Here is a 16491-nt window from a genome sequence, read left to right as displayed (position 1 = left end):
TTCGAAATTACGCCAGATTTCATGCATTACCCAAGGTGTGGATAAAAGCTCATCACAATTGATGCAAACAAAAAGGCCCCGCAAATTGCGAGGCCTTTTTAGATATGTTATTCATCCTTATTTCTGGATGACAAGCTTCGTTACATCAGCATGCATTTGAGAGTATGCTCTCACGGTGTAAACGCCGTTGTATAGGTTGTTTGTGTTGACAATCGTTCTGAACGTCTGACCTCTTGAAAGGTCACCTTCGAAGATCACGTCAACCACTTTACCGTTGAGGTCAACCAGCTCGATACGAACTGGAGTTCCTTTGTAAGCCATTACTTCAACTCGAGCGTAGCTTTCTGCTGGGTTCGGAGAAAGACGAACAATCTCGAAATCACCACGCTCAGCTGCCATCTCTTCGAAGTCTAGATCAACCAATGGGTTGTCATCACTCAAGTCATCGAATGAGATCATTTGCGTGAAGCAAGTTTCATTTCCAGAACAATCAGTTACACACCAAGTGCGCTCTACTGAGTACTGAGGACAACAATCGTGATCGAAGGCAAAATCACCTGAACCGTACACTTCCTCTCCGTTGAATTCTCCACTGTAAGTGAACCATCCTCCAGATCCGTAGTTGTCGTTCACGTTGTTTGCCGCAACACCTACTTGGTAACCGTAGTATAGGTTGCTCGGTGCGTGATCCAAGTTGAGCGTTGCTCCTTCGTAATCACCCCATCCTGTGAGTGTAGCTCCTTCAGACATGATGTAGTACATCCAATCAAGGAAGTTATCTCCTGCAATGTCACAATCATCTTTGTATCCAGTTGGGAAGCCTTGTGTAGACCACTCTGTCCATGGCATGCCATTTTCGAAGGCTACGTTAATCTCCCATCCTGCATCAGGATTGTCATTACAGAATACAGAACCTGTGAGTGTTGCTGTACCATCAGGGTATTCAACCCAGTTTGCTTCGATTGTGCTATACAATGCAGCTTCTTCTCCACCGAAGTTGAATAGTACCAAGCTCCAAGGATCAGTTCCACCACACGTTTCACCTTCGAAGTAAGCTTCTGGCGTAGTTGCTACACAATCTGCTGAACTTCCCTCTGCAGGAAGGTCTCCGATGATCTCTTCAGTGAAGATCACTTCAAGATCATTGTCACAGTTGTCAGTTGCTGTTACATCTGCTGGTGCAGGAACATCATCCTCACAATCGATCACTAGGTTCTCTTCTGGAAGATCATTAAGTGTAGGAGCAGTGGTATCGTTGATTGTGATTGAGTAGCTCACCTGAGTTGTGTTTCCACAAGCGTCAGTTGCAGTGCAAGTGCGGATGATTACACCGTTACCACAATCGTCAAGGTCACTTACTTCATTACACACTACTTCTGCATCTCCACAGTTATCAGTAGCTGCCAATGTCATCATGTCCGGTACATCGCTTAGACATTCAACTGTCATGCTCGATGGTACGTTCGTGAATTCAGGAGCAGTTGTATCAACTACTGTGATTGTTTGCGTCGCAGTGCTGGCGTTTCCACATTCATCAGTTGCAGTGTAAGTGCGAACCATTGTGTATTCATTTCCGCATTCCCCGTCGATAATCTCTGGCGATACTTCAATTGTCACTTCACCACAGTTGTCTTCCGCGCTAGCGAAAGGAGCAGGAAGCTCTTCATCACACTCAACAGTAACATCTTCCGCTACTGCAATGAATACAGGAGCAGTTGTATCAACTACTGTGATTGTCTGAGTATCTACAGAAACGTTACCACAATCATCTGTTGCAGTGTACGTGCGAACCATCGTGTACTCTTGCGGACAATCACCATCGAACATTTCAGAAGTGATGTCAACCATTACGTCTTCATCACAGTTGTCAGACACCTCGAACGATGGATCAGGAATGATCGCTGTACACTCGATGGTCATGTCATCTCCGGCTTCAATAGAAGGAGCTGTTGTATCTGTTACTGTAATGACTTGAGAAACGGTTGTTTCATTATCACAGTGATCAATGGCAGTCCAAGTGCGAATGATCTGGTAGAAACAATCGAGGTCTTCCGTTACTTCGTTGTAAGTGATTTCCAAGTCATCATCACAGTTATCAGTGAAGGTTGGCTCACCAAGGATGATCTCTTCATCACATTCGAATGTAGCATCTGCCGGAACGTTTTCAGCTTCTGGAGCTACTTCATCAACAAGGCTGATGATTTGCTGAGCATAAGCTTCATTTCCACATTCATCAACTGCAACGTAATCGCGAATCATGCTTCCAGCACATCCACCTGAGATCATGAACTCAGTGTAGGTGATTGTTACCTCACCACAGTTGTCTGTTGCCGTGATCGTCATGACATCTACTTCATCACAAGGAACGTCTACTTGGATTGGGTACTCATCGAATACCGGTGCCGTAGTGTCAATTACTGTGATTGTTTGAGTTGCTGTAGTTGAATTACCGCAGTCATCCATTGCTGTGTATGTGCGGATCATTGTGTACTCCTGTGGACAGTCGCCATCGATGATCTCCGGAGACACCTCAATCGTTACTTCACCGCAGTTGTCTGTTGCTTCAGCGAATGGAGCTGGAAGCTCTTCGTCACACTCAATCGTTACATCTTCACCTACTGCCGTGAATTCAGGAGCTGTTGTATCAACTACTGTGATTGTCTGTGTCTCTGTGCTTGAGTTTCCACAATCGTCCATTGCTGTGAATGTACGTGTGATCGTGTACTCTTGTGGACAGTCACCATCGGCGATTGAATCTTCCCATGTTACTGTTACATCACCACAGTTATCTTCTGCTTCAGCGTTGATTGCTGGGATCTCTTCATCACACTCGTACGTTGCGTCTGCTGGTACGTCTGTGAACTCAGGGGCTGTTGTATCAACTACTGTGATCGTCTGTGTGTATGTTGAGATGTTTCCACAGTTATCTTCTGCTGTGTATGTACGCTCGATAGTGTATTCCTGTGGACAGTCTCCGTCGATTGTAACGTCTGCACAGCTAACCTCAACCTCTGTACAGTTGTCTTCAACTGCTACGTCGTCTGAGCTACATGCTGGTACTTCCTGGTCACACTCGTAAGTCATGTCTGCAGGTACTTCAACGAATACAGGAGCTACTTCATCAACTAGTGAGATGATCTGCTGTGCTGTTGATTCGTTGCCACACTCGTCTACTGCTACGTAATCACGGATGATTGTTCCTGCACATCCTCCTGACACTGGTGTGTCTTCGTAGGTTACAGTTACCTCACCACAGTTATCTGTAGCTGTTAGGATCGCCACGTCTACGTTATCACATGGTGCTTCTACCTCTACTGGGTACTCATCGAATACCGGTGCAGTGGTGTCAAACACGTTGATTGTCTGTGTTGCAGTGCTTGAGTTACCACACTCATCTTCTGCAGTGAACGTACGTGTGATTGTGTACTCTTGAGGACACTCACCTTCTACTGTTGAATCTTCGTATGTAACTGTTACTTCACCACAGTTATCAGATGCTTCAGCCATCATCACTAGTACTTCTTCGTCACACTCGTAAGTGGCGTCAGCTGGTACCATTGTGAATTCAGGAGCTGTTGTATCAACTACTGTGATTGTCTGTGTCTCTGTGCTTGAGTTTCCACACTCGTCCATTGCTGTGAATGTACGTGTGATCGTGTACTCTTGTGGACAGTCTCCATCGGCGATTGAATCTTCCCATGTTACTGTTACATCACCACAGTTATCTTCTGCTTCAGCGTTGATTGCTGGGATCTCTTCATCACACTCGTACATTGCGTCTGCTGGTACTTCTGTGAACTCAGGAGCTGTTGTATCAACTACTGTGATCGTCTGTGTGTATGTTGAGATGTTTCCACAGTTATCTTCTGCTGTGTATGTACGCTCGATTGTATATTCCTGTGGACAGTCTCCGTCGATTGTAACGTCTGCACAGCTAACCTCAACCTCTGTACAGTTGTCTTCAACTGCTACGTCGTCTGAGCTACATGCTGGTACTTCCTGGTCACACTCGTAAGTCATGTCTGCAGGTACTTCAACGAATACAGGAGCTACTTCATCAACTAGTGAGATGATCTGCTGTGCTGTTGCTTCGTTTCCACACTCGTCTACTGCTACGTAATCACGGATGATTGTTCCTGCACATCCTCCTGACACTGGTGTGTCTTCGTATGTCACAGTTACCTCACCACAGTTATCTGTAGCTGTTAGGATCGCCACGTCTACGTTATCACATGGTGCTTCTACTTCTACTGAGTACTCATCGAATACCGGTGCAGTTGTGTCAACCACGTTGATTGTCTGTGAAGCTGAGCTTGTGTTTCCACACTCGTCTTCTGCTGTGTAAGTACGTGTGATAGTGTATTCCTGTGGACACTCTCCGTCTACTGTTGAGTCTTCGTAAGTAACCGTTACCACACCACAGTTATCTGTTGCGTCTGGTAGGATCACTGGAATCTCTTCGTCACACTCGTAAGTCAACTCTGCTAGTTCTGGGAACATTGGTGCAGTGGTGTCAACTACTGAGATGTTCTGTACGTAGATCGCTTGGTTACCACAGTTATCGAATGCGCGGTAGATACGCTGGATCGTGTACTCTTGTGGACAGTCTCCGTCGATGATCTGATCTTCACATTCTACTACTACGTCGTTGTCACAGTTATCTTCTGCTACTACGTCGTCTGAGCTACATGCTGGTACTTCTTCGTCACACTCGTAAGTCACATCTTCCGGTACTTCTACGAATACTGGGTTTGTTGTGTCTTGTACTGTGATTGTTGTTGAAGCCTCTGACATGTTCTCACAGTAGTCAGTTGCTGTCCATGTCCATACGATTGTGTAGCTGTCTTCACATAGACCGTCGATGATCTCTTCTGTGAATGTTACCTCTACTTCTTCACCACAGTTGTCGTAGATCTCGATACCGTCTGCTCCTGGAGCTGCTGGTACTTCGTCACACTCTACTGTCATGTCTGCTGGATTCTCGATCACCGGTGGTGTCGTATCCAAGATCGTGATGTACTGCTCTGTTGTTACTTCGTTACCACACTCATCTACGGCTGTGTAGGTACGTACGATTACTCCTAGACATCCTCCTGATTGGAGTTGGTCTTCGTAAGTGATCGTTACCTCACCACAGTTGTCTGTTGCGTCTGGTCCTTCTACTTCGTCAACTTCTGTACACTCTACTGATACTGATACTTCGTAATCTCCGAATACTGGAGCTGTTGTATCAACTACTGAGATTGTTTGTGTTGCTGTAGATACGTTATCACATCCGTCTGATAGGTAGAACGTACGTGTGATCGTGTATTCCTGTGGACAGTCACCTTCTTCGATTGAATCTTCGTAAGTAACCTCTACGTCCTGACAGTTGTCTACTCCTTCTGCTAGTTCTACTAGTACTTCTTCGTCACATTCGTAAGTCACGTCAGCTGGTACGTAAGTAACCTCTGGTGCTGTGGTGTCTTCTACAGTGATTGTTTGTACGTAGTCTGCGCGGTTTCCACAGCAGTCGAATGCTGCCCACTCACGCTGTAGCTGGTAAAGACAATCGTTACCTCCATCTACGAGGGTCTCGCCGATGTATACGATGCTTTCTACCCCACACTCACAGTTGTCGATTGCTTCAACTCCTTCGAATACTGGTACTGGTACCTCGTCACATTCTACTGTGATGTCTTCTGGTACGACAGTGAATTCTGGTGCTGTTGTATCGTTTACTGTTACAGTGTATGATTCGAACGCTACGTTTCCACATGAATCCTCTGCACGGTAGTAGTAAGTGAACTCATCATCGTTCACACACTCTTGACCCTGTGTTGGAACACATTCCTTGTCTACGTTTACGTCTCCGTGTCCTTCTACTGCTTCACCTCCGATGAATCCTGAGTAAGTGAACCATCCGCTCATACCGAAGTTTGAGTTGCGGTTGTTCGCTGCCTCTCCACACTGGAATCCGAAGTAGTAGCTTGATGGCATGTGATCTAGGTAAAGAACGTCGCCTGCGAAGTCTCCTGTACCTGTCAATGTTGAGAAGCCGTTTACTAGCTCGTAGTAATCCCATGTTGTCCATAGGTTACCGCCTGCTGCTGCAAGTCCTAGGTCATCCTTGTAAGAACGGCCCATTGCTTCCCACTCTGCCCATGTTGCTTGGTTCTCGAAGTGTAGGTCAATGTCCCATCCTTGTGCTGGGTTCTCATCGTTTACTACTGAACCAGTCAAACGTGCTGTTCCGTCGTTGTACTTAACAAATGTCAAGTCTCCTACTGGAACGAAATCATCTGTTGGTGATAGACCTTCTGTCTCCAATACTGGTAGCCATAGTGCCCAATCATCTCCAGGTCCGAATGCCGTTGATGCTACACATGAATCAGTTGGGAAACCTGTTTCGCTTGTGAAGATGTCTACTAAAACCACATCAGCACATGCATCTTCTGCATCTACTACTTCTGGAGCTGGAACATCTTCGATACACTCTACGAGCACATCTTCAGGGAAGTCAACGAACTCTGGAGGAGTCGTGTCGAAGAATTCGCACACAACATCAAATGGTCCAGTTACATTCCCACAATCATCTTGAGCATAGAATGACCAAATCACTTCTGCTACAAGCGGACACTCCAATTCTTCAGGTCCGAGTACTGATTGGATGTAGTATGGTGTAACGTCATCATCACATGCGTCTGATGCTGTTGGGTAGAAGTACCCTTGGGCTTCAAGTTGCTCGTTGAACAATGGACTAAGTGTCTCAAGATCTTCGAGTGTGATTTGTCCGTTTAGGAAGTCTTCGATGAAGTTCCCTTCATATACGCTCCACTCAAGAGAGTAGTATAGTGGAGGCATGTTGAGTACCGGTGCTTCTGTATCAATCACGGTGATCATCTGAGTACACATGTCAGTCTCATCACCTGCTGAAGCCATCCACGTTCGGGCGATCATTTGTTCGCAACCGTTGTTAGAAATGACATCGTCCATGTAAGTGACATCAATTGAGCCTGCGTAACAATCGTCAGTATCAACCATTGGCATTCCGAGAGACATTGGGTCAAGGTCACTACCACACTCCACTGTCATGTCTTCAGGACAAGCGATCATCAAGTTCGGTTCGCATCCTCCTGTACAATCTTCAACGTTGACAGTAATTGTCACGGTTGTTTCTCCTACTGGATCTCCGTTATCTGTTGCGATGAAATCATATGAGTAAGATCCTGGTGCAAGCCCTTCGAATGTCACAGAAACTTCTGCTGGGTTTCCAGCATCGTTCGAATTCAAGGTGTAAGGATCTCCAGAAGAAACAGCAACTGTTACCGTTTGATCGCCTTCTGGCCCGATGAAACCTAAGTCAAGCGTAGCACTTTCATCATTACAAATGTTGATTTCGTTTCCTACTGGAAGGTTCTGTGCAATTGGAGGGAAGTTCGCTCCACTTGAAACGTTGAACTGGAAACACTGGAACTCTAGCCAGTTTACTCCGTCAATTTCACCGTCAGGACCGTCATAGTCATTGGTATCTGTTCCGAAACGTCCAATCTGAATGAAGTCTACATTGTTTCCAGCGTTTACACCAACAGTTGCAGGTGCACCACCGAAACCAAGTTCACCGAGAGAAGCGTCTCCGGTTGTCCAATCCATGATTTCATAATGAAAGGCAATGTTGTTTCCTGGTTCAAGAACTGCGTCTGTACCATCAGTAATGATCACTTGGAAAGTATTGCGAAGATCTTCCAGGTCAGGGTTGTTCGCTGAGAACACTCCTACTTCTACCCAGTTCACATACAATGCATGGTCAGTCACATAGTACCAAACTTCACCTCTTCCATTTCGTGTATCAACGTCTCCCCAGAACGGAGCGATCATTGGCGTTGAAATAGGGAAACCATCTGGTGTAAATGACGAAAGGCTATTGCCGAAGGTCAGGTTTCCGTTGTTATTGAGGTAAATGCTGCTGTATGCACTACCGTATAGGTCAAACGAGAAAGGAAGTGCGATTGGCCCTTCAGAACCATCATCATTTCCTGGGAAGTTTGTCCATGTCATTGGATCGTGAGGAATAAAACATCCAGCACCGCGAGCAGCAGCTGCATCGAGGTAGTGTTGAACGTTTGGAGATTCCCCGTCATAGTCTAGAGCAAGTGAAATTTGCTCCACCAGACCTGCATCTTTTGCAGAAGCATAAGCCTCGGTACCGGGTTCAGGAGTTTGTGCGTTTGCATTGATCCCGGCGAATGCCAGTGCCAGAACCATTGCGAAAAACACACGCGAGAAACGGTAAGCCCTGTTGTTTCGGGTATTTCCGTTTACCACAAGCGTAGTGTGTCTCATAGAGAAATTGAATTTTGAGATCAGAATAATTGTCTTCTAATGCAAGTTGCACCAAATCGAATGTACAGCCGAAGGCTTGGTCATCAAAATATTTTCATTCGTCTGTTGATATCTTTCGTTCGTCGACTAAAAACAAAATGAATCACGATCCCAAACCGTGAATAACAAGAACAAATTCGTGGCATATTTGTCACTCTAAGAGCAATTAGAATCTAGATATGACAACCCTACAAAAAGGCGATAAAGCCCCTGACTTTTCAGGAATCATCCAAGACGGAAGCGAGATCAAATCATCAGACTACAGCGGGAAGAAACTCGTGGTATATTTCTACCCTAGAGACATGACTCCAACTTGTACTACTCAAGCCTGTAACATCCGCGACAACTTCGACGTGCTGAAAGGACATGGTATTGAGATCATTGGAGTGAATGATGACCCTGCGAAAAAGCACCAGAAGTTCATAGACAAGCACGAGTTGCCATTTCCTCTAATCGCAGATGAGGAACGTTCAGTACTACAAGCCTTTGGTGTATGGGGACCTAAGAAGTTCATGGGTAAAGAGTTTGACGGTACGCACCGCACTACTTTTTTGATCGACGAAGAAGGAACCATTGTGGATGTGATTAAGAAGGTAAAAGCCAAGGAACATACCGATCAGATCTTGAACGGATTCGGCCTCTAAGGTTACACACACAAAGGATTGTCCAACGTGGACAAAATCATTGCGCAACGTAAATACATTACGTTGTTGAATGGCTACATTAGCTCAAAATCTAACGCGCATGGCAACAGAAGTGAATAAAGAAAAGATGAAGGCGCTTCAGCTGACTCTAGACAAGCTGGAGAAGACCTACGGAAAAGGTACGGTAATGAAGCTGGGCGATGATGCCATCGAACAACTTGATTTCATTCCTTCAGGGTCATTGACCCTTGATCTTGCTCTAGGAATAGGTGGATACCCACAAGGACGAATCATTGAGATCTACGGTCCGGAATCTTCTGGTAAGACGACTCTTGCTATTCACGCTATCGCGGAATCGCAGCGCAACGGAGGAATCTGTGCTATCGTCGATGCCGAGCACGCATTTGATAAGTTCTATGCTGAAAACCTAGGTGTTGATACTGAGAACCTTTTGATCTCTCAGCCAGACAACGGAGAACAAGCACTGGAAATCGCAGATAACTTGATCCGTTCAGGTGCAATTGATCTTTTGGTGATTGACTCTGTTGCAGCACTGACACCTCGCGCAGAGATCGAAGGAGAAATGGCTGATAGCCAAGTGGGTCTTCAGGCGCGCTTGATGTCTAAAGCCCTTCGTAAACTGACATCTACGATTAGCAAGACAGGATGCTGCTGTATCTTCATCAACCAGCTTCGTGAGAAGATTGGAGTGATGTTCGGAAACCCTGAAACCACAACGGGTGGTAACGCACTGAAGTTCTACTCTTCTGTACGTATTGACATTCGTCGTTCTTCACAAATCAAAGACGGAGACCGAGTTATTGGTAACCGTACAAAAGTGAAAATCGTGAAGAACAAGGTGGCTCCTCCATTCCAACGTGCTGAATTCGACATCATGTACGGAACAGGAATCTCAAAAACTGGAGAAATCATCGACCTTGGTGTAGATATGAACGTGATCAAGAAGAGCGGTTCTTGGTTCTCTTACGGAGAAACAAAACTCGGTCAAGGTCGCGACGCAGTGAAGCAACTATTGAACGATAACCCTGAGCTTATGGAAGAGCTTGAGGAAAAGATCAAGGCTGAACTGACTAAATAAGCCACAATTTTGATTGAAAAGCCTGCTCTTCTGGAGCGGGCTTTTTTAATTTGCACCTATGAAACTCCAGTTAGCTGCTATTCTTTCGGCTTCGGCCCTGTTCTTCTCTGCTTGTAACGACCCTGCAGAGGATCAATCAAGTGATCAAACTGCCCAAGAGGTAGAGACCGTCGCTATCGATACAGTGCAAGCCCGACTAGACTCCTTGAACCAACGTATCATTGCTGACCCGGGAAATGCTGACAACTACCTTGAACGTGCCCACCTTTATGCGGAAAAAGGAGACGTCAACCGCACGCTCGAAGACTTCTCCAACGCGCTCGATGCAGACAGCACACGAGATGATATCTTCTTCGCCAGAGGTGAATATCACTACGGAAGAACCGATTTTGAATTAGCTGTTGCTGACTATCAAGCTTGTGTTGACCTTTCTCCTGAAAACACGGAGTGTTTATTGAAACTTGGTGAGATGCAGATTCACCTACAGAACTACCCGAAAGCCCTAGAGGAAATCAACAAAGCCTTAACTGTAAATGAATTCCTTCCCTTCGGATACTATATGAAAGGAAGAATCTACAAGGAAACAGGAGACACAACGCTTGCAGCATCTAGTTACCAAACGGCCATTGAGGTTGACCCAGAATACTACGACGCTTACATCGAAATTGGGCTCTTGTATGCATCGGCAAAAAGCGACCTAGCCATTGAATACTACCGCACGGCCACCGAAATCAAGCCTCAGAGTATTGAAGCTAAGTACAACTTGGCGTACTACCTGCAATCCAGCGGTGATCGTGATGCTAACCGCTATACACAGGCATTCAAGCAGTACAGGGAAATCTTAGAAATTGATCCAGAATTTGTCCCGGCATACTACAACCAGGGATATATTCACTTGGAATACTTCCAGCACTACGACAGTGCCATTACTTTCTTCGATCAAGCGGCAGATATCTATCCAGCCTACTATCAAGCGTACTATAACCGAGGATTGTGCTATGAAAGTCTAGGCAACAAAGAAGAGGCCTTGGCAGATTACAACCGTGCACTCAGCATGCAGCCAGACTATACTCCAGCTGCCCTTGCCAAAGGACGCGTACTAGGAGAATAAATCACTCCTCCTGTTTCTGAAGCAAATTGAATTTGAGGTCGTGACTTGTCGGCCCGCTCGAGTCATGCAAGAACGGCACTACCAATAAAACCGGACGGAAGATCACCTGGTCTGTTTCTTTGTGGCGCATTGTCACATAAATCTGCATACCCGCGTAAGGGTTCATCTCTTTTCCAGCTACCTCAACTTCTATGTATCCTCGTGAAGGGTTTGAGTTGAGCAGTTGATTCATCCCAGGTCTTTCCATGAAGACTTCATTGCGACCATCTGGGACCAATTCATAACCTTCAGGGGTCTCTAACTCGATATAGAGGTTGTTCTCCCCTGGCCCGATAACCAACTCTTCCAAATATATGCGGTCGCCTTCGTTATAGGCTTCGATGTTTCGGAATAACTTGTCGATTCTCGTCAGCGGTTGAGTCTTCGTCTTACCCTTCTTGGAATCAACGATACGCAAGCTATGATTGAAACAGTCTGCAACCCAAATCTCATCTCCCTTGACACTAAGCCCCATCGGTTTATTGAACAGCTCTCCGTCCTTACGAGAGTCTTGGAAACCAGGCACGCCCGTTCCTGCAATAACCTCCGTTTTCTTCTTGTTGTACTTGACAATACGATTGTTGTAGGTATCTGCGATGTAAAGCTCATCATCTTTGAACGCAATCGACTGCGGATAATTCAATGAGTCATCCTTACTCATAACCTCCAAGGTGGAAACATTCCATTGTGGATCGATTACGCGTACATTCTTTGCACCTTGTTCCAGCACGTAGTAAGTTCCTTTCTTATCTGTGGTAATAGCAATTGGTTCTTTGATTGCGCTTGCGACACCTGTTCCGTCTATTGAACGAGCAGCACCATTTCCGGCCATGGCAATGGCTTGCTTTTTCTTCACGTCGTATTGCCAGATCTGATTACTTCCGGCCATAGCTATGGTAAGCTTCCCTGCACCAAACTCAAGTGCCATAGGATAATTCAATGGACCGCTAGTACTGTCTACCTTAGATATCGGTGCTGCCGCTCGATACCCCGTCCCAAGGATATTAGTTACAGTTCTTGTTTTGAGATCTACTTGTCTGATTACATGGTTCCCTGCATCAGCGACGTAGAGAATTCTGTTTTCCTCATCTAGAGCTAACCCTGTAGGACGATTAAATTGACAAGCACCGTAACGTCCGTCACGTAAACCGCGAACTCCTGTTCCAATTACCTCATTCACTTGTCCGTCGAAGTCTACAAGTAGGATTCGATTATTCTCCGTATCCGCTACATAGCTTCGTTGCTCTCTTGAAGATGCAGCCACTGCCGTTGGGTATGACATCGGAGTATAGAGGCTCATTCGCTCTTCCGTGGCAATGAATCGCGTATTGGAAAGACCAACCTTTGTATTCGTCTCTTTATCGAAAGCGCTGAGCTTCAATTCGAGTTCATCGAGATAGTCTTCTCCATAGAACACTCCCGCGGGTCTTCCATCTTCACGAATCAATAAAACCCCTGGTGCCTCAAAATCTTCTGGAAGCTTGAGGCTTGAGAGGTTCTTATTGAATAGGAGCGGATGCTCTATTTCGTATCGTTCGATGAGTTGGTCAATTTCCTTATCGCTGAGCGAGTGTAATGTGGAATCAGGAATGATTGTCACTGGAATGAATGGCGAAAACTCTCGCTTCCAACCGTTGATTGCTTCGATTGATTCTTTCCCATCTACAGAACGTGGGTCCCAAATATGGAGAACGATGATACGTTCGCCAATATCAAAAACAGAGAACGCACGCTTCGCATTGTGCCATTCAGATCCTCTCGGAAAGGTCACTCCCTCCTGCGCTTTGCGGAATCGATAGAGTGAATCCTTGCGCACTTGGCTGTATGAAGTTGCGGAAACAAAGATGAATAAGAATAGAAGCAGAACTCGCATGTAGTTAAGATTATTGAAGTACAACGAAGATATAGCAAATCAAGTGCCCAAATGAAAAAAGCCAGCATATAGCTGGCTTTCTCAATATTGTGAAGTAAACTTATTTCACTTTATCTACTACGGCTTTGAAGGCCTCAGGATGGTTCATTGCTAGGTCAGCAAGTACCTTACGGTTCAACTCGATCCCTTGAGCATGGAGTTTACCCATCAACGCTGAGTACGACATTCCGTGCTGACGAGCTCCTGCGTTGATACGCTGGATCCATAGACGACGGAATTGACGCTTGCGTTGTTTACGTCCTTCATAAGAGTAGAGAAGCCCTTTCTCTACTGCGTTTTTGGCTACTGTCCATACATTTTTTCTGGCTCCGTAGTAACCGCGCGCCATTTTCATGACTTTCTTTCGGCGCGCTCTTGATGCAACTGAGTTTACTGAACGTGGCATAGTGTTCGTGTTTTTTGGTCAACAGCGGTCATAGACACTTAATACTGCAAACCGGGTTAAAACATACCTGGTTAATTCTTAGGCGAGAAGTTGTTTCTTAATGCTCTTCTCATCCGCTTTGTCTACCGTAGTGAACGCGGTCAGATTACGCTTACGCTTCTTAGCCTTCTTCGTCAGAATGTGGCTTTTGTAAGCGTGCTTGCGCTTAATCTTCCCGGAGCCGGTAAACTTGAAACGCTTTTTAGCGCTCGATTTGGTCTTCATTTTCGGCATAACCGTGAACTTTGATTTATTTCTTCTTCGGGTTGAACATCATGATCATCCGCTTTCCTTCAAGCTTAGGCATCTGTTCTACCGCTGCATACTCTTCCAATTCTTGAGCAAACTTCAGAAGCAAGATTTCTCCACGCTCCTTGAATACAATTGTTCGCCCTTTAAAGAATACGTAAGCCTTCACTTTCGCTCCTTCTTCAAGGAACTTCTTCGCGTGCTTCAACTTGAACTCGAAATCGTGATCATCCGTGTTCGGTCCGAAACGGATTTCCTTCACAACAACTTTCTGTTGTTTCGCTTTCAGCTCCTTCTCACGCTTTTTCTGTGAATAAAGGAACTTCTTGTAATCAACGATTCGACATACAGGAGGTTTCGCATTTGGAGAGATCTCAACTAGATCCAACTCCTGCTCTTGCGCCATGCGCAAAGCTTGTGCGATTGGGTAAACTCCTTGTTCAATGTCTTCACCCACCACGCGCACTTCCGGTGCGGTGATACGGCGGTTAATCCTGTGTTTGTCTTCTTTAATGACTCTGGCAGGACCTCTCTTACGTCTTCTTCGTATTGCTATGGCTCGTACTTTTTAATTACTAATTCAATTCTAACAGTGTGGCAATCTCGCCATTGATTACCTCTGCAAACTCTTCTGGTGACATTGACCCAACGTCTCCTTCACCTTGCTTTCTCACTGACACCTTTCGCTCCTCTACTTCGCTTTCTCCAATGATTAGCATGTATGGGATGCGATCTAGTTCGGCGTCGCGAATCTTCTTCCCGACCTTTTCTCCCCTTTCGTCAATGAGGGCGCGAATATCGTAATTTTCAAGGACTTTCGAAAGTTCTTGAGCATAATCCATAAAGCGATCACTGATTGGAAGGATCCTAACTTGTTCCGGCGTTAGCCAGATTGGGAACTTTCCTGCGCAGTGCTCAATGAGAATTGCCACAAATCGTTCCATCGATCCAAACGGCGCACGGTGGATCATTACTGGTCGGTGAGGTGCGTTATCGCTACCTGTATACTCAAGTTCAAAGCGCTCTGGAAGGTTGTAGTCTAGCTGAACTGTACCCAGCTGCCACTTGCGTCCAATCGCATCGCGAACCATGAAGTCAAGCTTAGGTCCGTAGAAGGCCGCTTCGCCATATTCCACAACCGTCTTGAGACCTTTTTCATCAGCCACTTCCTGGATTGCTTTCTCTGCTTGTTCCCAGTTGTCAGTAGAACCGATGTACTTCTCTGGTGTCTGCGGATCGCGCAACGAAACCTGTGCTACATAATCTTTGAAATCAAGCACTCGGAAGATGTACAACACAAGATCAATCACCTTGCCAATCTCCTCTTTCACTTGATCCTGAGTACAGAAAATGTGCGCGTCATCTTGCGTAAATCCACGAACACGTGTTAGACCGTGAAGCTCTCCAGACTGCTCATAACGATAAACCGTTCCGAATTCTGCATAGCGAATCGGTAGGTCACGGTAAGAACGTGGACGTGACTTGTAAATCTCACAGTGGTGTGGACAGTTCATCGGTTTCAGCAGGTATACTTCTCCTTCAGCAGGAGTTTCAATCGGTTGGAAGCTGTCTTCTCCGTATTTCGCAAAGTGACCAGAAGTCACATAAAGATCTTTTGACGCAATGTGCGGAGTGATCACTGGTTCGTAACCTGCTTTTCGTTGCGCTTCTTTCAAGAAGTTCTCAAGACGCGCGCGCAGCTCAGCACCTTTCGGCAACCACAACGGCAACCCTTGTCCTACATTTTCACTGAAGTGGAATAGGTCAAGTTCCTTACCGAGCTTACGGTGATCACGTTTCTTCGCTTCTTCCAATAACGTCAGGTGCTCATTGAGCATCTTCTGTTTCGGGAATGCCACTCCGTAAATACGTGTTAGCTGCTTATTCTTTTCGTCACCTTTGAAGTAAGCTCCAGCTACATTCATCAATTTCACCGCCTTAATATGGCCAGTGTTTGGGATGTGCGGACCACGACAGAGGTCAGTAAAGTTTCCTTGTGTGTAGAAAGTGATGCTTCCATCTTCCAAGCCCTCCAAGAGGTCGAGCTTGTAATCATCACCTTTCTCTTTGTAATATGCAATCGCCTCGTCCTTGCTGATTTCCTTGCGTACGTATTCGTTCTTTTGCGATGCCAATTCAAGCATCTTCTTCTCTACTTTCTGGAAATCGTGCTCACTAAAGGTTTCTTCACCGAAGTCAACATCATAGTAGAAACCGTTTTCTACCGGCGGACCCACCCAGAACTTCACTCCTGGATAGAACTCCTCTAACGCCTCTGCCATCAGGTGCGCAGAAGAGTGCCACAAGGTCGACTTTGCTCCATCGTCATCCCAGGTCAATAGCTTCAACGTTGCGTTGTCATTGATTGGGCGAGTGAGGTCGTACACCTCACCATTCACTTCAGCGGCCAGTACTTTTCTAGCGAGTCCTTCGCTGATCGACTGGGCCACCTGCATGGCAGTGGTACCTTGTTCCACTTCTCTGACCGAACCGTCAGGTAGTGTGATGTTAATCATATCAGTGTTTTTGCAAGCTGCAAAGTTACGATTTTACCTAAAGATAGACACACTCTGAACTACGGATTCTCGCCATTTCCATACGCTCGTTTTAAAGCTGAGCACACCGCCACAC

At 45.9% G+C, this 16491-nt stretch carries 9 protein-coding genes; 3 read left to right on the top strand and 6 right to left on the bottom strand.

Annotated features, from left to right (window positions below):
* Positions 1-117: 117 nt before the first annotated feature.
* Complete coding sequence (locus tag RA156_RS03450; RefSeq protein ID WP_306642801.1) at positions 118-8322, bottom strand: HYR-like domain-containing protein; 8205 nt, start codon at positions 8320-8322, stop codon at positions 118-120.
* A 218-nt stretch (positions 8323-8540) separates the two neighbouring features.
* Here RA156_RS03450 and bcp point away from each other — a divergent pair, with 218 nt between their 5' ends.
* From bcp to RA156_RS03435, 3 genes are all read left to right on the top strand, one after another.
* On the top strand, positions 8541-9005 hold the full coding sequence (bcp, locus tag RA156_RS03445) for a thioredoxin-dependent thiol peroxidase (protein WP_306642800.1): 465 nt from the start codon (positions 8541-8543) through the stop codon (positions 9003-9005).
* Positions 9006-9075: 70 nt separating this feature from the next.
* Positions 9076-10104, top strand: coding sequence for a recombinase RecA (gene recA, locus RA156_RS03440; protein WP_306642799.1), 1029 nt, complete (start codon positions 9076-9078; stop codon positions 10102-10104).
* A 58-nt stretch (positions 10105-10162) separates the two neighbouring features.
* Entirely contained in the window at positions 10163-11215 is a 1053-nt protein-coding gene (locus tag RA156_RS03435; protein ID WP_306642797.1) for a tetratricopeptide repeat protein, read from the top strand.
* A 1-nt stretch (position 11216) separates the two neighbouring features.
* Here RA156_RS03435 and RA156_RS03430 read toward each other — a convergent pair whose 3' ends face one another.
* From RA156_RS03430 to thrS, 5 genes are all read right to left on the bottom strand, one after another.
* Positions 11217-13127, bottom strand: a complete 1911-nt coding sequence (locus RA156_RS03430; RefSeq protein ID WP_306642795.1) for an NHL repeat-containing thioredoxin family protein — start codon at positions 13125-13127, stop codon at positions 11217-11219.
* A gap of 100 nt (positions 13128-13227) precedes the next feature.
* The gene (gene rplT / locus RA156_RS03425) at positions 13228-13572 is read right to left on the bottom strand and encodes a 50S ribosomal protein L20 (protein ID WP_306642793.1); all 345 of its coding nucleotides are present in this window, start codon (positions 13570-13572) and stop codon (positions 13228-13230) included.
* Between the two features lie 78 nt (positions 13573-13650).
* Complete coding sequence (gene rpmI, locus RA156_RS03420; protein WP_306642791.1) at positions 13651-13845, bottom strand: 50S ribosomal protein L35; 195 nt, start codon at positions 13843-13845, stop codon at positions 13651-13653.
* A gap of 16 nt (positions 13846-13861) precedes the next feature.
* Complete coding sequence (infC, locus tag RA156_RS03415; RefSeq protein WP_434064832.1) at positions 13862-14320, bottom strand: translation initiation factor IF-3; 459 nt, start codon at positions 14318-14320, stop codon at positions 13862-13864.
* 115 nt (positions 14321-14435) lie between these two features.
* Entirely contained in the window at positions 14436-16376 is a 1941-nt protein-coding gene (gene thrS, locus RA156_RS03410) for a threonine--tRNA ligase (protein ID WP_306642787.1), read from the bottom strand.
* Positions 16377-16491: the final 115 nt, after the last annotated feature.

It is taken from the genome of Sanyastnella coralliicola (assembly GCF_030845195.1).
GTDB lineage: Bacteria > Bacteroidota > Bacteroidia > Flavobacteriales_D > Sanyastnellaceae > Sanyastnella > Sanyastnella coralliicola.
Note: the sequence above shows the minus strand (reverse complement) of the source record. Positions and strands in the feature narration are given on the sequence as shown.